This window comes from Solibacillus sp. NPDC093137, from assembly GCF_050280445.1.
Lineage (GTDB): Bacteria > Bacillota > Bacilli > Bacillales_A > Planococcaceae > Solibacillus > Solibacillus isronensis_B.
In genome coordinates this window covers 2,025,574-2,047,733 of the sequence record NZ_JBNNVH010000001.1, presented here as the reverse complement: position 1 = coordinate 2,047,733, position 22,160 = coordinate 2,025,574, and the positions used below count along the sequence as shown (strand labels likewise).

The window sequence follows — 22,160 nt, the reverse complement described above, 5'->3', positions numbered from 1 at the left end:
TGGAAATTTACTTTGTTTTGGTGAAGTTAGATGAGGATGTTTTAACGGTTATATTTAGAAGAAAAGGCTTTCTGAGTGTTGATATATCGGCGTTTAAGGCAGATAATTAAAGAAGAATTTATGACATTTTACTTTAAACCTCATTACTTCGCTTGGAAACGCTTACTATATGACGAATTTGTGAAATTGTGAAAGATACATTGCAAGAAATATTATTCCATGATAGAGTAATACTCGTGAAATAAATCACATAACAAACATACACCCCTTTGTTTGAACGTGAACATTTCTCCCATCCCCTTTGTGAAAAAGAGGCGTCTTATTTCTCGAGAATAAGGCGCCTCTTTTGTTTTTGTTCTCCATTATTCGATTCGGGTTTAATGGGGGAGGGCGTTCTACTTAATCAGGCAAGTGTTCTACATTCCGATGAAAAGTTTCTACATACTAGGAGAAACATTTTACTTTCACCTCAAAAGATTCTACTTTTCCAATCCAAACGGCGAATAAAATAAAGATTACTGCACTTCATCCAAAACGCCTCTAAATCCCTCACAATTGCTTCCGCATTCCTCCTGACTTAGGCTAGCAAGTTCTCCTTTCACGACGGCCTGAACGAACACAGGGGCAAATTTACCTATGTCTATCCTCATATCATCAAAAAACTCTATTGTACTTATTGAATTTCAAATATCTTGCAGAAAACATAAAAAAACCAGCCTGCATGAATGCATAGCTGGTGAAAATATTGTATAAGTGCGTTTTATAAATTATTTAGTAGGTCGTGCGTTCTTTTGCACGCCATAGTGTAATTTCATCGGTCATGATGCGTTCTACTTTTTGCTGTAGCATACGTTTCTTTAATTCGCGTTCTGCCAGTTGTTCATTAATTGAGTAGATTTCGGCTACTTCAGCTGTTGTAAGGGTGCTGAATCGATCGAATAACTCGTCTAATGCGGGAACCGGTTGGCGAATTAATTCTTCTCCTAGCAATTCTGCTAAAATATGCTCGTAAACTTCATAATTATAAGAACCGCTTACTTTCAGGCCTTCATCTTCAATGCACTCATTGAAAAATACGATGCTTGGAATTTCTTCAACTTCCATTTCACGTGTTAAGTATAAATCACATTGGAAGGCGCGAGCTGCTTCTTTTGAACCAAAGTCGGACACGAACTCATCCATATCCAGGTTAACTTGCTGTGCGATTTCAATTAACGTCGCATGGGAATTGATATTGCGTGTATTAAGTGTCGCTACTTCCTGAACTTTGTTTAAATAGCGGAAACCTGCTCGCTTTCCTTGAAGTTCAGCCGCTTTAATTGCAATTGAAGGTAATGCTGGATGTGTAATATCCAATTCCGCTCCGGAAACACAGCCTTTCATCCGGCTCGTCATGCTGTTGAGAGCAGAGAGTTCCGTACTAAGGACATATCGACATGTAAAGTAATGACCATATTCTACTTGCAGTTTACGCATTGTCGTTTGAAGAGATAATGCTTTTTCGCAAAGGGGGTCAATAAAAATGTAAAGCTCAATCGGTTTATTACATGTGGATGGTGCAACAGGTTGCTGTAAAAGTTGGATATTATTCACTCAAATCCCTCCTCATCATTTGGGGCGTTGACCATATGGTGAGCAGTCATTACGAGACGCTTATAGTAAACTTCACGGAATTTCCCGTCCAAGCCCACTTCGTCCATCGCCTCTGCCATACATTCAAGCCATGCCTGGGCACGATCGGGTGTAATTTTAAAATGCATATGTCTAGCACGCATCATTGGATGACCATGTTCTTCAGAGAAAAGGTTAGGCCCCCCAAGATACTGCGTTTGGAATTGTATTTGTTTACGAATTGTTTCCGTCAGATCTTCAGGAAAAATAGGAATTAATAAAGGATGCTTCGCCACTCGAGAGTAGAACGCGTTAATTAATTCAGAAAGCTTTTCAGCACCGAGTTCCTCATAAGGAATCGTATATTTTCGATTCATTAGTTATACTCCTTTGTGTCTTTCTTTGCCAGTATATGAAATATGAATGTCATGTAAGTAATGTAAATTTCATTTAGGCGATACAATCATTCTAGCAACGTAGGGCCATTTTAACAAATAAAGTGCCCTGCCAAAAAATTTGAAGGGCGTTTCACATCTATTATCAGAACGGTGGAATTGTTGATTTAATAGGTGTTCACAACGATTTTCCAACTAATCCAAAATACAGCATTTCAGGAGCATAAACAATAAAATCTCAAAATCCCTTTTGGCTTTCGTCTTCAAATTTTCACGACAAGTTCATCGCTATTTATAAATAATTTACACATTCATATAGTTCATTATTTTTTTGACATAGTTTTGAGTTTCTTGGAAAGGAGGGATTCCCCCATATTTTTTTACATTTCCAGGACCTGCATTGTACGCAGCAAGCGCTGTTTCCACATTATTATCAAACTGGTCGAGCATTTGGCGTAAATATTTTGCGCCACCCATAATATTTTGGGCAGGGTCAAAACGATCAGACACCCCTAAATAGCGCGCAGTTGCAGGCATGAGCTGCATTAAACCGGATGCACCGGCAGCACTAGTGGCAGATGCTTTAAAGTTCGACTCCTGTTTAATAACGGAAGTAATCAGTTTTTCAGGTAAATTGTATTTCTTAGCGGCAGCAGCAATTTCTGCTTGATAAGTTTCAGCACCGGCAAAGAAATTTGCTACATCGGTCTTTCTTGTAAAATCCGTCATATACTGTTCAATTGTGGATGTTTCATTACTTGCTGAAAGGCTGTTGAATGTACCCGGTAAATTCGTTAAGTTAGTTGAATTATTCAACAAAAATGTTGCGATATAGTTTTGAGCAGCCGAGTTTTGCTGCTGCGAATTAGAAGTTTGTTCGGAATCCGTTAACTGCTGGAAAGTGCTAACATCACCAAGTCCAGTTAGCGAACTTGATAAAGATTGTCCGCCTAAAATGTCGCTCATTAAATCGGAAAATAAAGTCGACGTAGATGATGATAATACACTTGCGCTTGACTGATTGGATGTATTTAAATTCTGCATTGCCTGAAGTTCAAGCAATGTTTTCATTGATGAAATATCCATCACAGCACCTAGCCTTTCTGATTGTTTAAAGCCGTCATAAAGCGCACAATTTTCTTTTGCGCAGGCTGTGGCTCAATTTCATGATGTGCCAAAAATTCGGAGAAAATTTCCTTTCCGACTGCTTCATCATGTGTCTCATATTCTACCTCATAATCGTCGCAGTGCAAATAGAAAGAATGGTCAAACACGAGCAAACCACCTTTATAGGGGATTTCCACACGGTCGGTCGTCAATGTACCGTAACAGTGCAAATCGCCAACCGGAATATTAAATAACGCCAGTCTTTCGCTTACAGAATACGGGGGCACTCCATCACCGGCCAGCATACGATCTGCTTCCTCACGTGCTAAATAATCTGTCGTTTCTAGATGCTGGTGTTTGGAAGCTTTTTCTTTTAACGTAAATTCAATCGAATCTTCCACGACACGAATTCGAAGAGCGCTGTGAATTTGTTTTAGATGGTTTTCTTTTGTATCAAAGTAATGGTTAACTTGACGAATAATTTGTTCGCTTTTTATGGAGAATGTTTCAAGAAGCTGTTCATACTGTGACTTTGTTAGTATATTCTTGAATTCTATTTCAATTTGCTGTGTCATTTTCATCGTCCTTTTTAGTAATAGTTTTCAATTAAATCCAATGGCTGAAAGAATTAAACGTTTCTGCACCAAATGAGTGTCCTATGGTAAAATGTGAAGGGTAGATGAATCATCAATTTTATCAACCGACATTTTCCGGTGATGAAAAGAAAAAGGAGATTAATTCATTGCGAAACGTATATTTAATTGATCATGTTGAAGTAGTACATAATGAAATCTATTTTATTTTAAATGAAAAGAAACAACTTAGCCAATTGCAATCGACAGGGCAAGTAATCGTCGATTCGGATAATGAGGCGTTTCTTTATATCATAGAAGAAAATGAGGCATACAGTTATATTAGCTTTTCAAAAAATGTATGGCCGCAACTATTACAAATGTTATTGGCAGAGCAAAAAACATACTTGAAAGTGGAAGATGGTCTGCTGCCGCTTCAACAATTTGCTGATGAATTACAAGGATTGCTTTATAATATTGAAGGCAACAGCAACTATGGAGATCAATTTGTTGATAATATCGAAAAGGCATTTGCCGAATTCTTGAATAAATAGTAATAAACTTAATTATCACAAGAAAAACGGTCATTTCACGTGATTTAGGTGTGAAATGTGTATTTCTCGTCTACAAGAAGTATAATTGTTTGAAACAACGTGTTGATGAAATAGTGTGACAGGTATGAACTATTTCTAGTTGGGGGGTTTTTAAATTGGGGCAGTGGGAAGTATTTTTGAGTCCATATCGACAAGCTGTGGATGAACTTAAAATAAAATTAAAAGGAATGCGTTCGCAATTTGGTATTATGAGTGCCAATTCGCCGATTGAATTTGTGACAGGTCGTGTAAAACCACTTGCTAGTATATATGACAAATCGCTTGATAAAGGGATACCATTCGAACCGACTGCGCGTTTAGGAAATGAATTGCAAGATATCGCCGGTGTACGGATTATGTGTCAGTTCGTTGATGATATAGCAACAGTAACCGAACTGATCCGTCAGCGTAATGATATGAAAGTTATCGAGGAAAAAGATTATATTACACATAGTAAACCGAGTGGCTATCGTTCACACCATATGATTATTGAGTATCCGGTAGAAACGATTCAAGGTCGCATCGTAGTTGTGGCAGAAATACAAATTCGTACATTAGCGATGAACTTCTGGGCATCAATTGAACATTCCATGAACTACAAGTATAAAGGGATTTTCCCTGAAGAAATAAAAAATCGATTGCAAAGCGCAGCTGAAGCAGCATTCCGATTAGATGAAGAAATGTCCTCAATTAGAAGTGAAATTCAAGAGGCACAGGCATATTTCAGTGAAGTGAAAGAAGCAACGAATACAGCTATCCATAAGTCAACTGACAAAGAGGAGCGTGACAAATAATGAAGTTTTCAATACAATCACGCAGAGATGACCAATCAAATGAATTGATGGAGCTCGCAAAATCTTATTTAATTGATTTCGGTTTACAATTTGATGAACAAGAGCCGGAAATTGTTCTTTCGATTGGCGGCGATGGAACATTATTGCATGCTTTCCACCGCTATTTGCACCGTTTGGATAAAACAGCATTTGTCGGGATCCATACAGGCCATTTAGGCTTTTATGCCGATTGGAAACCTTCAGAGCTAGAAAAGTTAGTATTGTCGATTGCCAAAAAGGAATACAATGTCGTGGAATATCCGTTATTGGAAGTGCAGGTTCATCGCCAGCATTCCGAATCCAGTACGTTTCTTGCACTGAATGAAGCAACGATTAAATCGCCGGACGTAACGCTTGTAATGGATGTGGAACTGAACGGCGAGCATTTTGAGCGCTTCCGTGGAGACGGCTTATGTATTTCGACACCGTCGGGCAGTACAGCATACAATAAGGCACTGGGTGGAGCGATTATTCATCCGACATTGCAGGCTTTGCAAATAACAGAAATGGCATCGATCAATAACCGCGTTTTCAGGACGGTCGGATCTTCTTTAGTATTGCCGGCACACCATAACTGTGTATTAAAACCCGTACATGAGCAGCAATTTAATATGACGGTCGATCATATTAGCATGACGGAAACCGATGTAAAATCGATTACTTTTAATGTGGCAAATGAAAAAGTGCGGTTTGCACGTTTCAGACCATTCCCGTTTTGGGAACGTGTGCACGATTCATTTATCTCGAATGAATAGAATGAGGGTATATGGATAAACAATTTCAATTACAATTTATCAATACGGTCGATCAGGAGCTTTTGCGAGATGCAATTGCTCACTGGGGCATTTCAAAGCGTGCATTAACCGCCATTAAATTTGATGGTGGGGCACTTTTGGTTAACGGAGAAGAAAGAAATGTGCGGCATCGTTTGGCAGAAGGCGATGTTGTGACGATTATTTTCCCGGTAGAAGAAGCAAGTGAAGGACTGATTCCTGTAAAAGGAGAATTAGCTGTTGTGTATGAGGACGAGGCAGTGCTTCTTGTCGACAAACCGGCCTTCATGAGTTCGATTCCTTCCCGGGAACACCCGAATAATTCGCTTGCAAACCTTGTATATGGCTATTTTGAACAGCAGCAGCTTGCTTCCACTGTTCATATCGTGACAAGACTTGACCGCGATACATCCGGGTTGATGCTTATAGCGAAGCATCGTCATATCCATCATTTAATGAGTGAACAGCAAAAAAAGGGACAAATTCACCGTGAATATGAAGCAGTTGCAGAAGGTATCATTGAACAAGCTCAGCAATCCATCATTGCTCCGATCGGACGGAAAGATACGAGCATTATTGAGCGTGAAGTACGTCCAAACGGGCAATTTGCCCATACGGATGTAACTGTGCTAACACGCAAAAATAATATGACACATATTCGCCTGAAGCTCCATACGGGAAGAACCCATCAAATACGTGTTCATATGGCTTATATTGGCCATCCATTAGTAGGGGATGAATTATATGGAGGTAATCATACATTAATTAACCGCCAGGCACTCCATTGCCGCTACATTGAATTTGAACACCCGTTAACGAAAGAAAGAGTACACTTTGAAAGCAAGTTGCCAGAAGAGATTTCTACATTGATTAACTAATGCAAGATGCCAAGATTTCATTGGCATCTTTTATTTTTAGGGAAATTGGGAATATACTGTTGAGAAGGAATTTACGTGATACGAAAAAGTTATGGTAAAACGTAATTAGCCTTGACTAGGGATAGCAATTAATCATAAAATAACTCGTTATGAAAAGTCGAAAGGAGGGGGCAAGCATGATAGAGGAAAAAAATGATGAAGTCCAGTACGATGAAGCGTTTTTACGAATGCTGCTTGATGAAGAAAACATCGAGTCGTTCCGTGAACATTTCCTTGTACTCCATCCATATGATCAAGCACAGTTTTACGAAGAGGTGGGCCCGGATATACGGCAAATTATTTATCGTTACTTGTCTCCTCAGGAAATGGCCATCATTTTTGAAACAACTGAAATTGAAGACGATGAATATAAAACTTACTTAGATGAGATGGATCCATCATACGGTGCGGCCATGTTCGGCTTCATGTATACCGATAATGCGGTAGATATCCTTAATGAATTGGATACCCAGCAACGGGAAAATTACTTGGATATGATGGATGAAGAAACCGTCGATGAAATTAATGAGCTTTTAGGCTACGAAGAATATACAGCCGGTGCCATTATGACGACAGAATATGTATCGGTCGTTGAAAGCGCAACGGTTCGTGAGGCAATGCGAGTGCTGCGGCAGGAAGCCCAAACTGCCGAAACGATTTATTATATTTTTGTAGTGGATCAGGAACATCGATTACTTGGTGTCATGTCTTTAAGGGAACTGATTGTTGCTGAAGGGGATTTGTATGTCCGAGACATCATGAGTGAACGTGTCCTAGCTGTAAAAGTGACGGATGACCAGGAAAATGTCGCGAACTTGATAAAGGACTACGACTTATTGGCAATTCCTGTTGTCAACGAGAGCCGTGAACTTCAAGGGATTATTACGGTCGATGATATTATCGACGTTATTGAAGAAGAAGCAGAGGACGACTATTCCAAGCTGGCAGGTATTGCGGATATGGATGATAATGATGCAGGTCCTTTACGGGCGGCAGGAAAGCGTTTGCCATGGCTCATTATTTTACTGTTCTTAGGTATGCTGACATCGGGACTTATGGGGATATTTGAAGCAACGCTCGACAAAGTCGCCTTGCTTGCAACATTTATTCCGCTTATTTCAGGTACATCCGGTAATAGTGGCACCCAGGCATTGGCTGTAGCGATACGAGGGATTGCAACAGGTGATATTGGCGGGAAAAGTAAATTCAGGCTGATCCTGCGGGAATTAAGTACAGGGCTTATTATGGGAGTGGTAAGTGGTGCCATAGTTGTCGGAATCATATTCTTCTGGAAAGGTACATTGATAATCGGTCTGCTTGTCGGGGCATCGATTTGCTGCTCGATTATTGTCGCGACACTGGCTGGATCGTTTATTCCGATTTTAATGCATAAGCTGGGTGTTGACCCTGCAGTTGCATCAGGACCTTTTATTACAACGTTGAATGACGTCACAAGTATTATTATTTATCTTGGCCTAGCATCGACGTTTATTAGCCGGATTCTGTAAGTCACGATTTGAAAAGACTTTGCATATTGTATGAAAAAGGATGTGGAATGTGGAAATTCACCCATTACTTTTTATTGCAAGTCCGGTTTATATACAAGAAAAACGAATCGAAATAGAGGAAGAAAGTACATCAATTTATGTACGACCTACTACTGAAAAAATTGAAAATGCCCTTATTGCACGACAGCTCCATTATTTTTCGAAACCGGCGAAAGAGCCAAGGGTATTGGTATTTATTTTGCAATCAGGTGAAAAAATACACGGATCAATCGATAAAATAATTGGTAGTCAAGTATTGCTGAATTACCAAGATACAAAACGCTGGATAAAAGCTAATGAGATTGTGTTAATTCATAATACGTTATAAAAAAGAGGAGCCAAATTAATGGCTCCTCTTTTTTAGTTCTTTCATGAAAGAAAATACAGCATCTCGCGCTATATGCGCGAGATGTGTTTTTCATATGAATTAGTCACAAATGCCAAGGTCCACATCATCGATACATTGAACAGCACAGAAGCAATCTAAATCAACTGTGATACAGCTGTCTGAAGCTTCAAATTGTGTCACTTTACATACTTGACGGAAATCAATACCTGTTCCGTGATCATTTAGTAAATCAACTGTATGTTCTTTGTCATCTTGTGGTACAAGAACACGTAATGTTGCACAGCAGCCATCAAATACATCTTCAACACGGAAATAAATCGATACACAAGGACAATCATGGCCATCTGCTGTAGTGAATGTAGCGAAGAATGGAGAACCATCCTTGTTTAATAAAGTAAATACACGTGTGTCGACATTGTTACGAGCCGGGTTAACAATTCCACCAAGCGGCTCTAGGAAACAGTTTGTTGTACAGCGACTGCATTCATCCTGTACTGCTGCATTTTGAATTTCTAAAATCGCACGGACAACCTCACAAACACAACCACGTGATTGGTGATGTTCACCTGCTCCACCTACATCATTATTACCTCTTCCACAACCCATTATTTTTTCACCTCCGGTTTACTTAACTCTTACTAATAATATGAACCGGTTCTCAAAAGAATCGGGCTAATGAACAGGTTTCACCAAACTTCTTTGGGCGATGAATAATTCAAAATACGACAGGTTATACTTGGAGAAAAATGGACAAAAGGGGGGACTGCTATGTGGAAAGCACTTATGACATTGAGTTTGCTTTTAATTCTTGCAGGCTGCAATGACCGTGAGAAAGTTGTGACGTATGAGCTGACAGATAATGTACAGAATCAGCAGGAAATAAAAAAGCTTTTAAAGGAAGATGATGCAATTGAACAAGCGAATCTGTTAGTAATTGAAGATGAATTATTTGTCGCAATGCAATTAAAACCGTTGAAAAAATGGAACCGCGAAAAAATTGAGCAAGATTGGAAAAAGAAGTTGGAAGATAAATTTTCCGATAGTAAAGTCAATGTTTCCGCAGATTTTAAAATGTTTTGGGAATCGACTAAATTAATGGAAGAAAAAGACCAGAAAAAAATGCTGAAAGAATTGCATGCATTAAAAAAGCTTGCTAAGGAGGAAACGTAACTTGAAAGAGCAACAATACAATACATTAAAAGATCAAATTACACCGAAAACGCCTCTTGCCATCAATTGTTTAAAAGCATTTGTTGTTGGCGGTGTCATTTGTTGTGTAGGACAAGCGATTTCCTTTATTTATATGATGTTTTTTGATTTTACGGAGAAAACTGTGGGTAACCCAACAGTGGCAACAATGGTGTTTATCGCCATGCTTCTGACTGGGTTCGGACAATATCGTAGACTAGGCCAATTTGCGGGAGCTGGAAGTGCAGTTCCGGTAACGGGGTTCGGTAATGCTGTTGTTTCTGCAGCAATTGAAGGGAAATCGGAAGGACTTGTATTAGGTGTCGGCAGTAACATGTTCAAGCTTGCCGGCTCGGTTATTTTATTTGGAGTAGTCTCGGCCTTTTTTGTAACCTTGATTAAATTAATACTAGTATCGGTAGGTGTCGCGGCGTGGTAATTGTTTTTCAGTCAAAGCCATCCATTCTTTCTTCAGGTGTTGTAGTAGGGCCTTTGGAAAAACGGAGTGTCTTTCAAACGTATTTTGACAAAATATCAACCGATGAACGGTTGCAAAAAGATTCGAATGAAAAAGGGAATGCCGTTCTCATTTCAGATGCATGTCAGACAATATTAAAAAAATCGAATTTAAATAATTTGGATATTGATTATTTACTGGGCGGAGACTTAGTTAATCAAATGACACCCACAAACTTTGCGGCACGGGAACTGGCTGTTTCGTTTATCGGTCTCTTTTCTGCCTGTGCAACATCTGTCTCTTCTATAGTTATTGCTTCTTTATTGACAGAACTGGGTGCCAGCGATTTTTCCATTGCAGGTGCTTCAAGCCAGCATAACTCGGTCGAACGCCAGTTTCGCTATCCGGTTGATTATGGAGGTCAAAAACCTGCAACTGCTCAGTGGACTGTAACAGCAGCAGGATTTGTATTAGTTGGTAAGCATCAGCCGAAACTTCCATATGTAGAAGCCGCAACAATCGGAAAAGTAATTGATTACGGAGCAACAGATCCATTTCATATGGGTGGAGCAATGGCACCGGCAGCATTTGATACGATTCAGGCACATTTAAAAAAGCGTTCGCAAACAATACAGGATTACGATGTCATAATGACAGGTGATTTAGGGAAAATCGGATTGAAAATTTTAATTGCGATGTTTGCCCAAAGTGGTGTGAAAAAGGAAGATTTATCAAGATTCCGTGATGCCGGTGCAGAATTTTACGGTGAAGATACAGCATTTTTGGCAGGGGCGAGTGGTGCGGGTTGTTCTGCTGCAGTCTATAGCGGCTATATGATGGAACAATTTAAAAGTGGTCGTTACAAGCGCGCATTATTAGTGGCGACAGGTGCACTTTTATCGCCGCTTTCTTTTCAACAAGGTGAGTCAATTCCGTGCACAGCACATGCAATTGAAATCGGGATGGGGTGAGTACAATCGGCTTTACATTTTTAGTGGCATTTGTCGTTGGTGGATTAATTTGTGTAATTGGTCAGTTATTAATGGATGTAGGAAAGCTGACACCTGGTCATACTTTATCCATTTTAGTTGTAGTAGGAGCAATTTTAGATGGACTTAATTTATATGAAGCCTTAATAAACTTCGCCGGTGCCGGTGCGACAATTCCAATTACTTCATTTGGAAACTCATTGACACATGGAGCAATGGCTGAAGCTGAAAAGCACGGCTGGATTGGCCTCTTGACAGGTATGTTCGAGGTGACAAGCTCTGGAATTAGCGCTGCGATATTGTTTGGCTTTATCGCGGCATTAATATTTAAGCCTAAAGGAAAAGTAGATTAGACGAATACCCTCCTTTTTTTTGAGTGTTTGCATACACTACAAAATAGAAAGGGGGGTATAAGTATGTCTGGATATGGTTGGCAGCAGCAAGGTTGGCAGCAAGGTTGGCAACAAGGTGGTTGTGATTATGGTTGTTCCCCAGGCTATGGCGGTAATAACAGTATGACATTCGTATTGATCGTTGTACTCTTTATTTTACTTATTATCGTTGGTAGCGCATTTATTTAAGGGAGGTAAGTAAACATTATGGATCGTTCGTTTTTTAAAAAAGTGGAGCGCAAAACCGGCGTTGATTTCGATGAAATTATGACGCTTGCAAATGCATTAACGTATGCAGATTTCTCGGATGAAAAACAAGTTCGAAAAATCGTAAAAAAAGTGAGCCGTCTTGCAAATAAACCGATTACGAGTGAACTTGAAGACAAAATTGTCCAATCAATCATTCAAGACGGTAAATCTTTGGATTTTTCGAAAATTGAGAAAATGATGAAGTAAGTCGGAACTTAAAAAGTGGCGTAACAATACGAAAAACATCCATTTTCTTTGGCGGAAAATGGATGTTTTTCTACTTTTATGAGATTAAAAGAATTAGATTTTCTTCTCCATAGCGCGATGCGGAATGCCAGCATCCATAAATTCCGGGGAAGTGACAGTGTATTCCAGTTTTTCATAGAAAGGAACTGCATAGCTTTGGGCATTCAATTTAAGCTTTTCAAAAGCTGCATTCTTTGCGTATTGTTCAACAGCTTCCATAATTAATGCACCAAGTCGTTTACCGCGATAGTTGTTCAAAACGCAAACGCGCTCCACTTTTCCTACTTTCGGTTCTACTTCCCGAAGCCGTGCTGTAGCAATTGAACTTTCACCTTCATTTACTAAGAAATGAATGGCTTTCTCATCGTATTCATCTAATTCCAGACTTAGTGGAACTCCTTGCTCTTTAACGAACACTTCTTTACGTAACGCAAATGCATGTTCGCGATCTTCTTCAGTTGTAACTAGTTTTACTTCAAACACGTATTACTCAGCTCCAGTCAATTTGTATGTTTCATAAGTTGTCCATGAGCCGTCTTCCAATTGGTAAAGCAAGTGGAAACGATCGATCGAATCTTTTTCATCTACTCCAACCATACGCAACTGACCATAAATATCATCATGCTCCGAAGCGCTCATTTTTTGTGCAATTGTAATATGCGGCATAAACACATGCTTTGGCGCACCCAAGTTGATCTTTTCCTGAATTAGTTTTTGAATATTTTCCAACTGTGGTGTTGGCTCAATTCGGAAGTAAATGGCATTCGTCGTCGGGTAAAATGAACTGATTCGAGAGGCATGAATTTGTAAAGGTGCAAACCTTGATGCCACTTCCTGCAAATGCTTGGAGATTTCTCCGATTTCAGATTCACCCGCATCAAACGCATCCTTCAGCGTAAGATGAGGTGTGATTAAAGCATAATGCGGGTCATAGCGTTTGCGATAAGTGTTCGCTAAATCTTGTAATTTTTTAGATGGAAAAGCAACAATACCGTATTTCAAATTCATTACCCCCTAAAAATAATATAAATAATTTCATATAGCACCGTGCTAAATGATTGTGAGACGTCCTGTAAATGGCATAAAAAAATCTAGATACAGCCACACCAAGGCGTAATTGTTTTAATTATAACAGAAAAATTTGTGAATAAACATTTCCAGCATACCGTATTATCCGAAAATTTCAATTAGTGCACGTTTTAGATCAGGTTTCCAGTAAGTCCATGTATGATTTCCATTGAATTCTTCATAGAATGTATCAATACCATGTTGAACGAACATTTGATGCAGCTCACGGTTCGGTGTTAACAGATCTTTTACAGTACCATCCTTTAATGCCACTTGATCTTCCTGGAGGCCGATAATATGGTACAACGAAAGAATATTGACATTTTTCGCATCTTTAACAGCCTGCAATACAAGCTCATCTACATAAGGTGATTGTAAAATAGCTTTACCGAAAATATTTGGATAATGGAATGCAGTCATTAATGAAATGGTTGCAGCCATAGAATCACCTATTAATGCACGCCCACCGCCGACTTGTGTAGTTGAAAATTCATCATCTAAATAAGGCACGAGCTCATGTGCCAAAAATCGCATATACGCTTCAAATTGATCCCCTGCTGGTGTATATTTTCTCTTTCGATCTTCATAATTTTTGTATGGCACACCAACAATAATTGTATTTTCAATTAAATAGTCATCGATCAGTTCATCTGCAAGACGCGGAATGCCCCCTAGCTGAAAATAGTCTTTACCATCGGATGCGATTAAAATGTTATATTCATATAATGGTGAATAATTTGCTGGAATATAAATTAGTAATTCTAACTCTTCGTTTAATGCATTGCTAAAAAAAGTAACATCTTTTACTGTGCCTCTCTCCAATGTTGTCACCCCTGTATTTTGATGTATGTAAAATTGTATCATATAGTAAAATAAAGGTGTAATATATAAAGAAAGCCATAAAGTGAAACCTAAATCAGTGGGGAGTTTTTCCATCCCCTGGTTAGCAGGAACACAAGCTAATACTGGAAGCTGACTTTTACTGGTATTTTTACTATCCGTTAATGCGGGAAAAATGAGTGCTTAAAATAAACTGAAGTGAGGATTTCTTATGCATAATAAAAATATTCGTGTACATTCAGACGAAGTGACAAAAGCTACGTATAACGCGTTGGAACGACGTCATGTAACAATTGAAGATATTGCTGAAATCGTGTTTACGATGCAATCACCATATAATGAAGGCTTAACAATCGAACACTGTATTCAATCGGTTGTTCGTGTATTAAATAAACGTGAAGTGCAACATGCTGTACTAGTAGGAATTGAGCTTGACGAACTGGCAGAAAAAAGACTGCTGTCGGCACCGCTTCAAGCAATTATCGAGGCAGATGAAGGATTGTTTGGTGTTGATGAAACTTTGGCATTAGGGTCAGTATTTACGTATGGAAGTATTGCTGTAACAACTTTCGGTCATTTGGATAAGCAAAAAATCGGGATCATTGAAAAGCTTGATACAAAAGCGGGCGAATCGGTAAATACATTTTTAGATGATCTAGTCGGGAGCATCGCAGCTTGTGCAGCTTCACGATTGGCACACCGTATGCGCGATTTAGAAGAAGAAGGCGGCACATTCGCAGATATTCCACCGGTAGAATTAGGACCAAATCCTAAGTCAAACACGGACATTTAGAAAGGATTTTAATATAAACGATGAAATTAAAAGATGTAAAAACACTAATTACGAGCGGTACTATTATTATTGCAGTAGGTTTATACTTAGCATTTAGCGAACCTAAAAAAGATACGGAGCAAACAACTTCCCCTGCCATTACGGAACAAAATACAGAATACAAACTTACAACTGATGTTGCGATGGACAAAACAGGCAATCAATTAATCGACGTGAAATATTTGAATGCCAATGATGGCGATACATTCAATGTCGAAATAGATGGTAAAAAAGAGCGTGTACGTCTTCTTATGATTGACACACCTGAAATGAACTATAACAAAGGCGAACCTATGCCATACGCAGAAGAGGCAAAGGAACGTACGATCGAACTGATGGAACAGGCGGAATCCGTTCAACTTTTATTCGATAAAGGCCCCGAGACAGATAAATATGACCGATTATTGGCATATGCTTTTGTAGACGGTGTTAGTTTACATGAAATTTTATTAAGTGAAGGTCTGGCAGCAGTGCGTTATGTCAATAAACCGAACGATACTCTGGAAGATGAGCTTTTGGAAATTCAGCAACAAGCTGAAAAGAAAGAGCTGAACATTTGGGCTCATGACAATTATTTACAGCGTGACGGTTTTCATCCGGAAGAAGTAAGCAAGTAATTCTGATACAACTAAAAATTTGTTAATAAACCGGACTTGAAAATAACTTTTCAAGTCCGGTTTATTACGTTTTGCCTCATAAAGGAAGATTTTGTTTCCCTTTTAGCTCATGTTGAAGAAGCAGGTTGTATATGAAACGATGGGATTGGTATGATGGTATGGCAAGAATCTTTAGGATTTAAATTACTTATATCTTTCGAAAGTATATTTATTTTAAGGGGGAAGAATGATGACAAAGATTTTAATGTTGCACGGTGTTAACCACAACATGTTCGGAAAACGCGATCCTGAACATTATGGAAAGATAACTTTAGAGGAAATTAATCAAACGATTCAGGAACTGGCGAACGAGCTAAATGTTGAAGTAAAGACTTTCCAGACAAACCACGAAGGTGAATTTGTGGAGAAAATTCACGAAGCGTTCCTTTCCGGGATTGACGGTATTGTTCTAAATGCTGGTGCCTGGACCCACTACAGTTATGCAATTCGAGATGCTTTAGATATTTTTACAGGTCCAACCGTTGAAATACATATGTCCAATATCCATGCACGTGAAAGTTTCCGTGAAAAATCTGTGTTTGCGGATATAGTGACTGGTCAAATCTCTGGTTTTGGCAAAGAAAGCTATTTGCTGGGTATTCGTGCAGCAGTACAAGCAATAAAAAACAATTAATAATGAAAATACTAAAATTATTCAACATGTTTCGGATAAACTATTAAGCGATTTCTATTAATGGAAATCGCTCGAATCCCTTGATATCTATATTGCCTACAGGGCATCCTTCCCATTCCAACGCATTGCCTTTTTATTGGAAATATATGAAATGTAATATTTTGTTAAGTTGCAAAAACGACAAATTAATGAAGTTTGCCATCAAAAGAAGTAAATTTATTATAAATGAGAATATCATCAATTGAGAAACAGGTAATTTTATGGCATGCTATATAGTGGTATTGAGAAATATTCTCTATTAGGAATTGAAATAATTTATAGAAAAGGAGGAGAAATGGTGTGAGAAAAAGTTTCTTCATATTTTTTGCTGCTCTTTTTTTGGTAGCGTTTACTTTACCGAATAATTCATCTGCAGCAATTGCTGATGGTACATATGATGTTAGTTATCAAGTAAATAAACCCGGGAGCAATTCGGCATCTATGGCGAATGACTATTTTTTAAAGCCAGCCAAATTAATTGTAAACAACGGAAAAATGACAATGCAGCTAACGATTAAAAACAGTAGCTGGGTTACACAGTTTAATCCTCCGGGTGGTGCGAAAGTAATCAGCTCAAGTGCAGACCAGCGCACAGTGCAATTTCCTGTTTCCAATGCAAATTTAGTGACTATAGCGATGAAAATCGACATTGATGATATCGATTACCATCATAGCTATAGTGTAGATTTTGTATTTAATAGCGGGGGGTTACCTGAAACAAAAGTCGAGGAACCTAAAGAAACAGTAAAGCAGGAACCGGCAAAAACAGCTCCGGCACCTAAGGAAACACAAACAAAGTCGTCAGGAAGTAATACTTCTTCAAATACACCAGCACCATCAACTGAAAAGCAGAATACAGGTTCATCCGATCAGCAAGCGACAACAGAAACAACAAAGACAGATGATTCAACAAAATCTGATGAAGAAATTGCGTCTGAAACGAAGCAAGCTGAAGATTCTGAGGTAGTAGAAAATCCAGAGACGAGCGATGAATTACCGTTAATGGCGATTATTTTATTTTTCATAGCTGCCGTTGTATTCATTCGCACTAAGAAAACAAAAACTATATAGACAGATAGGGGAAATAAAGAATGGCTAACAAATCAAAAGCAACTAAAGCAGTATTAGCATCATTACTTGCTACATCAGCTATCGTACCAGCAATGGCAGTATCTGCTGACACAACTACAGAAACGAAGGCAACAGAAGCGGCAATTTCTACAGCAACTAAAACTATTGACTTCAAAGTTGACGCGGAAGATGCACTAAAACGTTTTATCCCAACTACAGGTGAATTAGTTGAGCGTAATGGTCAGCAATTTATCAATATTGAATTATCAGATGCGGTACTAGCAATGGTAAATAGCGTAACAGTGGCAGGACAACCTGCAATGGCTGAATATAATGGTAAAAAACACATTAACATTCCAGTAACTGCAGATTATACTCCTGTAGAAGCTACTCTAAATATGACAATTACTTTCGTTGGTAAAGATCCGGTTGATTATAAAGTGACGTTAACACCTGACGCAAAATCAATTAAAGAAGTAACGGAAACAACAAAGCCAGTTGAAGAAGTGAAAGAAGAGAAAGTATATACACCTGGTAAAACTTTTGAGTCGGTGGCGGATGGTACTTACGATATTGTTTGGGATGCATATAATTCAGAAAAAGTAGGTAACTACAAAGCAATTACGAACCACTTCACACCTAAAGCGAAATTAATCGTAAAAGACGGCAAATATTCTGTAGAAGTATCTGTAGCGGCAACTTCAAAAGAAATGGTAGCTGGATTTAAAATTGCGGGTAAAGAAGCAACCGAAAAAGATGGCGTTTATACAGTAGAAATTCCTTCAATTAGTGAATTACATGAAGCAGGTGTACATGTTGTTGTTCCAGCAGCGAAGATGGATAAATGGTATGACTTCGGTTTCGCTATCGAAACAGCTGACCTGGAGTTACCAAAAGCTGAAGTAAAACCTGCGCCTGTTGAATCTGTAAAAATGGATGTTACAGCATTAAAGAACGGAACTCAGGAATTGTCTATTATGCACAATAAATATTTAGACGATGAGGTAACAGTGACAACAACTGAAGGGGGCTATGATGTAGAATTAACATTCCCTGAAGGTCAACACTTATTAGGCTTCGATGTTGAGGGCGCAACAGTTGCATTAAAGTCAGAAGAAAAAGTTGGCAATAATACAGTAAAAATCTACACGTTATCAGTTAAAGATTTAGAAAAAATCTATACAGCAACAGCAGATTTAAAAGTAGTTCTTAATGGGAATGTATTATATGAAACTGCACATGACTTCCAAATGAAGTTTAGCGATAAGAACTCAACAACTGTTCCATTTAAAGATATCGAAAACAACGGTAACAAAGATGCGATCATTAACCTTTATAACAAAGGGATTTTCAAAGCTGCAGACAAGTTCAACCCTGGAAACAACTTGAAACGCTCTCAATTCGCATTAATGCTAAACCGTGCATTAAAATTGGATGTACCAGCAAAAGCGAATTTCTCTGATATCGCAAAATATGATGCTGAAACAAAAACAGCAATCAATGCATTAAACGGTTACGGTATTATTAACGGTAAAACAGCTACTTCATTTGCACCTGGACAAGATATAACTCGTAAACAAGCGGCGTTAATGATTTACCGTCTATTAGAGAAAAACGGCTATAAAGCATCAGGAGAGGCAGCAAAATTCTCTGATATGCCAAAAGAAGTTGAAGCATCAAAAGCAATTTCTGAATTAAATAAATTAGGTATTATTTCTGGTTTTGAAGGGAAATTCAATCCGGAAAACAAATTAACACGTTCTCAAATGGCAAAAATCTTAAACAATACATTAACTGTTGTTGACGGTTTAAATAAATAATTTAATGTAATGTGAATGGCTTATAACAAACAGCCATTGCTAATACTATTTTAGGTAGGGGTGTGTTAAAAGCTGAGGCTTTTAATACAGCCCCAATCCTATTTTTAAGCAACGACAGTTAATACGCTACGCTTAAATTGAACTAAACTTCCATCTAGTACGGGATGAAATTTTACTTCAGTTTAAACAGCTAGGAGGAAAATAAATGAAGAAGTGGTTAATCGGACTCGCATTGAGTATGGCGGTACTTGCGGGATGCGGAAATAGTGAACAGAAAGCAGCGTCATCCACTAACGGAGATGTTAACACTGCATCAGAACAGGCCCCGGTTGTTGAAGAGGAGCATCGTATTATCGCTGGAACAGTAGTCATTGCACAAATTCTGGACCGGCTGGATCTTGATGCGGTCGCAATTCCGGATACGGTGAAGGATTTACCGGCACGATTTGACGATCTGCCGAATATCGGGAATGCGATGGATCCGGATGCGGAAATTATTAAATCGCTCAATCCTACTGAAGTGCTGTCCGCGTCAACATTGGAATACGATTTAAAGGATAAATTTGAGCAATTGAAAATTCCGGTCGATTTTGTTGATTTAACAAGTATTGAATCGATGATAGGCGAAATTACAGCACTTGGTGAACGCTACAACCGTGTGAACGAGGCAAAAGCTTTAAATGATGAATTACAGGCAGAAATTGATGCGGTAGAGGTTGCAGCAAGTAATGAAGAAAAGCCTCGCGTACTCATTTTACTTGGAGTGCCTGGCAGTTATTTAGTGGCGACGGAAAATTCATATGCAGGTGATTTAGTACGTCTTGCAGGCGGTGAAAACGTTATGGCTGGTCAGGATGCAGAATACTTGCCATCCAATACAGAACATTTATATTCATCAAACCCTGACATTATTTTACGTTTATCGCACGGTATGCCGGCTGAAGTTATTGAAATGTTTGATGAGGAATTTGCCGAAAATGATGTTTGGAAACATTTTAATGCTGTCAAAAATGGACAAGTATATGATTTAGAAGAAGAACTATTTGGGACGACAGCCGCATTGAATGTACCGGAAGCTCTCAATGAGTTAGTAGAAATATTTTATCCATAAGACCTCTGCCTTCTAGACTTAAGAAGGGAGAAGAGGATATGCGGGACATAAACTCCCCGTTCTCGTTATCAATAACAATGTTGGAAAAGCAAAGTCTTGAGGGAGGTTTTGCTTTTCATCATATAAAGGATGTTTTCTGTGACCAAAAAAATTTTTAGCTTTATCGCTGTCACTGTATTGCTTGTTATAACAATCATTTACGCAGCGACAACAGGAAGTATACAGATGTCGTTTATCGACTTTATCACGAATTTCTTCAATGCCGATAATGCGGATATGGCTGCGATTAAGGATTTGCGTTTTCCAAGAATCATCGTAGCGATATTTGCCGGAGCGGCTTTATCGGTTGCCGGTGTTTTATTGCAGGCAATTATGCGAAATCCATTAGCGGATGCCGGGTTCATCGGAATATCCGCGGGGGCTGCATTTACAAAATTATTTATCGTAAGCTTTGTACCGACACTATTTTTCTTCACACCACTAGCAGCATTTATCGGAGGAGCGCTCGCATGTTTCTTTGTTTTCCTGCTTTCCTGGAAGTCAGGGCTGAATCCATTAAAGTTAATTTTGGTCGGGATTGCGATCAATGCCATGTTCTCTGGGCTTACAGAATCGATGATCAGCTTTGGTGCTTCGGCAACAGGTGCGATTACATCAAATCTTTCCTTAAAAACTTGGGATGATGTATCGCTGATTGTTACATATGGTTCGATTGGTTTACTTCTTGCTTTTATTTTATACGCTTCATGCAATGTGCTCGTGTTATCTGATAAAACCGCAAAAAGTGTCGGTTTTAATGTAACAGGTGCACGCATCCTCATTGCGACGGTTGCTGTAATGTTAGCAGCTTCATCTGTTGTAGTGGCAGGGGTCATTTCATTTGTCGGAATTTTAGTGCCGCATATCGCACGTCGACTTGTCGGTTTTGATCATAAAGTGTTAATTCCGTTTACGGCACTACTGGGCGCATTTATTATATTATTGGCTGATACACTTGGACGTACAATGTTCAGCCCGATGGAAGTACCGGCATCAACGATTATGGCCATTATCGGAGGACCATTCCTCATATTCCTACTTAGAAAAGAGTGACAACCAATATGGAAATTAAACAAGTAGTCGTTTCCCATGACGGGACGACCCGTCATTTAAATGCAGTATCGACCGCTATTCCAAAAGGGAAAGTGACGACAATTATAGGACCGAATGGCTGCGGAAAATCCACCTTGCTAAGTGTCATGTCACGAAACAACAAACCGCTCGAAGGTCAGGCGATGCTCGAAAATCGGGACTTGGTGGAATATAAGCCGAAAGAGTTTGCGAAGAAATTGGCGATTGTATATCAGCAAAACGATATTCCATCAGATTTGACGGTGGAGAAGCTTGTTATGTACGGACGGATGCCGCATACTTCATTATTCAAAAAGAGAGCGGAAGAGGATGAGGAGGCCGTTACATGGGCGCTTACTTGTGCGAATCTGCTTGAAAAACGGCATAATGATTTATCGGCACTATCCGGTGGGGAACGCCAGCGTGTATGGATTGCAATGGCACTTGCACAAAAGTCTGAAATACTGTGCTTGGACGAGCCGACAACGTACTTGGATATATACTATCAGCTGGAACTGCTGGAGCTCGTAAAGCAGCTGAATGAACAGTACGGCTTGACGATTGTTATGGTGCTACACGACATTAATCAGGCGATTCGTTACAGCGAACACATTATTTTGATGAAAGCCGGTACAATTATCGCTGAAGGTGCACCACGAGATGTTATTACAAAAGAAGTAATTAAGGAAGTATACGGGGTCAATTCCGTGTTTCATGAAGATGAGCAGCTCGGGTTATATATGATGCCGTTAAGTATTTAA

28 protein-coding genes are annotated in these 22,160 nt (G+C 39.0%); 20 read left to right on the top strand and 8 right to left on the bottom strand.

Annotation, left to right across the window (positions count from 1 at the left end):
• Positions 1-771: 771 nt before the first annotated feature.
• The 4 genes from ACQKN3_RS10440 to ACQKN3_RS10425 all read right to left on the bottom strand — a co-directional run bounded on the left by ACQKN3_RS10440 (position 772) and on the right by ACQKN3_RS10425 (position 3,688).
• Positions 772-1,593, bottom strand: a complete 822-nt coding sequence (locus ACQKN3_RS10440) for a DsbA family protein (protein WP_008403571.1) — start codon at positions 1,591-1,593, stop codon at positions 772-774.
• Complete coding sequence (locus tag ACQKN3_RS10435) at positions 1,590-1,988, bottom strand: hypothetical protein (RefSeq protein WP_008403570.1); 399 nt, start codon at positions 1,986-1,988, stop codon at positions 1,590-1,592. The genes ACQKN3_RS10440 and ACQKN3_RS10435 overlap by 4 nt, the downstream gene beginning before the upstream one ends.
• Positions 1,989-2,309: 321 nt before the next feature.
• Complete coding sequence (locus ACQKN3_RS10430) at positions 2,310-3,092, bottom strand: lytic transglycosylase domain-containing protein (RefSeq protein ID WP_285848815.1); 783 nt, start codon at positions 3,090-3,092, stop codon at positions 2,310-2,312.
• Positions 3,093-3,100: 8 nt separating this feature from the next.
• Entirely contained in the window at positions 3,101-3,688 is a 588-nt protein-coding gene (locus tag ACQKN3_RS10425; RefSeq protein ID WP_251689705.1) for a CYTH domain-containing protein, read from the bottom strand.
• Positions 3,689-3,792: 104 nt separating this feature from the next.
• Between ACQKN3_RS10425 and ACQKN3_RS10420 the strand changes: the two genes are divergently transcribed.
• The 6 genes from ACQKN3_RS10420 (at position 3,793) to ACQKN3_RS10395 (ending at position 8,676) form a co-directional block, all read left to right on the top strand.
• Positions 3,793-4,239, top strand: coding sequence for a hypothetical protein (locus ACQKN3_RS10420; protein WP_427711183.1), 447 nt, complete (start codon positions 3,793-3,795; stop codon positions 4,237-4,239).
• 155 nt (positions 4,240-4,394) lie between these two features.
• Positions 4,395-5,072, top strand: coding sequence for a GTP pyrophosphokinase (locus tag ACQKN3_RS10415; protein ID WP_251689702.1), 678 nt, complete (start codon positions 4,395-4,397; stop codon positions 5,070-5,072).
• Positions 5,072-5,866: an NAD kinase gene (locus ACQKN3_RS10410; protein WP_079524781.1), complete on the top strand. Its 795-nt coding sequence runs from the start codon at positions 5,072-5,074 to the stop codon at positions 5,864-5,866. Before ACQKN3_RS10415 ends, ACQKN3_RS10410 begins: the two co-directional genes overlap by 1 nt.
• Positions 5,867-5,877: 11 nt before the next feature.
• The gene (locus ACQKN3_RS10405) at positions 5,878-6,762 is read left to right on the top strand and encodes an RluA family pseudouridine synthase (protein ID WP_251689700.1); all 885 of its coding nucleotides are present in this window, start codon (positions 5,878-5,880) and stop codon (positions 6,760-6,762) included.
• Between the two features lie 176 nt (positions 6,763-6,938).
• Positions 6,939-8,309 carry a magnesium transporter gene (gene mgtE, locus ACQKN3_RS10400; RefSeq protein ID WP_427711181.1) on the top strand — a complete coding sequence of 457 codons (1,371 nt, stop codon included), beginning with the start codon at positions 6,939-6,941 and terminating at the stop codon, positions 8,307-8,309.
• A gap of 49 nt (positions 8,310-8,358) precedes the next feature.
• The gene (locus tag ACQKN3_RS10395; protein ID WP_427711179.1) at positions 8,359-8,676 is read left to right on the top strand and encodes a 4-diphosphocytidyl-2C-methyl-D-erythritol kinase; all 318 of its coding nucleotides are present in this window, start codon (positions 8,359-8,361) and stop codon (positions 8,674-8,676) included.
• 99 nt (positions 8,677-8,775) lie between these two features.
• Here the strand turns inward: ACQKN3_RS10395 and ACQKN3_RS10390 are convergent, their stop codons facing one another.
• The gene (locus ACQKN3_RS10390; protein WP_427711177.1) at positions 8,776-9,303 is read right to left on the bottom strand and encodes a CotY/CotZ family spore coat protein; all 528 of its coding nucleotides are present in this window, start codon (positions 9,301-9,303) and stop codon (positions 8,776-8,778) included.
• Positions 9,304-9,465: 162 nt separating this feature from the next.
• On the opposite strand from ACQKN3_RS10390, the gene ACQKN3_RS10385 reads away from it, so the two are divergent.
• From ACQKN3_RS10385 to ACQKN3_RS10360, 6 genes are all read left to right on the top strand, one after another.
• Complete coding sequence (locus ACQKN3_RS10385; RefSeq protein WP_251689692.1) at positions 9,466-9,867, top strand: YhcN/YlaJ family sporulation lipoprotein; 402 nt, start codon at positions 9,466-9,468, stop codon at positions 9,865-9,867.
• A 1-nt stretch (position 9,868) separates the two neighbouring features.
• Complete coding sequence (gene spoVAC, locus ACQKN3_RS10380; protein ID WP_427711175.1) at positions 9,869-10,324, top strand: stage V sporulation protein AC; 456 nt, start codon at positions 9,869-9,871, stop codon at positions 10,322-10,324.
• The gene (locus tag ACQKN3_RS10375; protein WP_251689688.1) at positions 10,318-11,313 is read left to right on the top strand and encodes a stage V sporulation protein AD; all 996 of its coding nucleotides are present in this window, start codon (positions 10,318-10,320) and stop codon (positions 11,311-11,313) included. The genes spoVAC and ACQKN3_RS10375 overlap by 7 nt, the downstream gene beginning before the upstream one ends.
• Positions 11,310-11,684, top strand: a complete 375-nt coding sequence (gene spoVAE / locus ACQKN3_RS10370; RefSeq protein WP_079524798.1) for a stage V sporulation protein AE — start codon at positions 11,310-11,312, stop codon at positions 11,682-11,684. Before ACQKN3_RS10375 ends, spoVAE begins: the two co-directional genes overlap by 4 nt.
• 63 nt (positions 11,685-11,747) lie before the next feature.
• Complete coding sequence (locus ACQKN3_RS10365; RefSeq protein WP_285848814.1) at positions 11,748-11,912, top strand: YjcZ family sporulation protein; 165 nt, start codon at positions 11,748-11,750, stop codon at positions 11,910-11,912.
• Between the two features lie 18 nt (positions 11,913-11,930).
• Positions 11,931-12,179: a stage VI sporulation protein F gene (locus ACQKN3_RS10360; RefSeq protein WP_008403555.1), complete on the top strand. Its 249-nt coding sequence runs from the start codon at positions 11,931-11,933 to the stop codon at positions 12,177-12,179.
• Positions 12,180-12,272: 93 nt separating this feature from the next.
• On the opposite strand, the gene ACQKN3_RS10355 is transcribed toward ACQKN3_RS10360, so the two are convergent.
• The 3 genes from ACQKN3_RS10355 to ACQKN3_RS10345 all read right to left on the bottom strand — a co-directional run bounded on the left by ACQKN3_RS10355 (position 12,273) and on the right by ACQKN3_RS10345 (position 14,108).
• Positions 12,273-12,701, bottom strand: a complete 429-nt coding sequence (locus ACQKN3_RS10355; protein WP_251689687.1) for a GNAT family N-acetyltransferase — start codon at positions 12,699-12,701, stop codon at positions 12,273-12,275.
• Between the two features lie 3 nt (positions 12,702-12,704).
• Positions 12,705-13,220: a YjcG family protein gene (locus tag ACQKN3_RS10350; RefSeq protein WP_251689685.1), complete on the bottom strand. Its 516-nt coding sequence runs from the start codon at positions 13,218-13,220 to the stop codon at positions 12,705-12,707.
• A 168-nt stretch (positions 13,221-13,388) separates the two neighbouring features.
• Positions 13,389-14,108 carry an alpha/beta hydrolase gene (locus ACQKN3_RS10345; RefSeq protein ID WP_427711171.1) on the bottom strand — a complete coding sequence of 240 codons (720 nt, stop codon included), beginning with the start codon at positions 14,106-14,108 and terminating at the stop codon, positions 13,389-13,391.
• Positions 14,109-14,337: 229 nt separating this feature from the next.
• Here ACQKN3_RS10345 and ACQKN3_RS10340 point away from each other — a divergent pair, with 229 nt between their 5' ends.
• The 8 genes from ACQKN3_RS10340 to ACQKN3_RS10305 all read left to right on the top strand — a co-directional run bounded on the left by ACQKN3_RS10340 (position 14,338) and on the right by ACQKN3_RS10305 (position 22,160).
• Positions 14,338-14,919 carry a phosphatidylglycerophosphatase A family protein gene (locus ACQKN3_RS10340; RefSeq protein ID WP_251689681.1) on the top strand — a complete coding sequence of 194 codons (582 nt, stop codon included), beginning with the start codon at positions 14,338-14,340 and terminating at the stop codon, positions 14,917-14,919.
• Positions 14,920-14,939: 20 nt separating this feature from the next.
• Positions 14,940-15,575 carry a thermonuclease family protein gene (locus ACQKN3_RS10335; protein ID WP_251689679.1) on the top strand — a complete coding sequence of 212 codons (636 nt, stop codon included), beginning with the start codon at positions 14,940-14,942 and terminating at the stop codon, positions 15,573-15,575.
• Positions 15,576-15,804: 229 nt separating this feature from the next.
• Complete coding sequence (gene aroQ / locus ACQKN3_RS10330; protein WP_427711168.1) at positions 15,805-16,248, top strand: type II 3-dehydroquinate dehydratase; 444 nt, start codon at positions 15,805-15,807, stop codon at positions 16,246-16,248.
• A 339-nt stretch (positions 16,249-16,587) separates the two neighbouring features.
• The gene (locus tag ACQKN3_RS10325; RefSeq protein WP_427711166.1) at positions 16,588-17,358 is read left to right on the top strand and encodes an NEAT domain-containing protein; all 771 of its coding nucleotides are present in this window, start codon (positions 16,588-16,590) and stop codon (positions 17,356-17,358) included.
• Positions 17,359-17,378: 20 nt separating this feature from the next.
• A complete protein-coding gene (locus tag ACQKN3_RS10320) occupies positions 17,379-19,178 on the top strand; it encodes an S-layer homology domain-containing protein (RefSeq protein WP_427711164.1) in 1,800 nt (599 codons plus the stop codon).
• 205 nt (positions 19,179-19,383) lie between these two features.
• Positions 19,384-20,289 carry a heme ABC transporter substrate-binding protein IsdE gene (gene isdE, locus ACQKN3_RS10315; RefSeq protein WP_427711162.1) on the top strand — a complete coding sequence of 302 codons (906 nt, stop codon included), beginning with the start codon at positions 19,384-19,386 and terminating at the stop codon, positions 20,287-20,289.
• 138 nt (positions 20,290-20,427) lie between these two features.
• Positions 20,428-21,381, top strand: a complete 954-nt coding sequence (locus ACQKN3_RS10310) for a FecCD family ABC transporter permease (RefSeq protein ID WP_427711160.1) — start codon at positions 20,428-20,430, stop codon at positions 21,379-21,381.
• Positions 21,382-21,389: 8 nt separating this feature from the next.
• A complete protein-coding gene (locus tag ACQKN3_RS10305; RefSeq protein ID WP_427711158.1) occupies positions 21,390-22,160 on the top strand; it encodes an ABC transporter ATP-binding protein in 771 nt (256 codons plus the stop codon).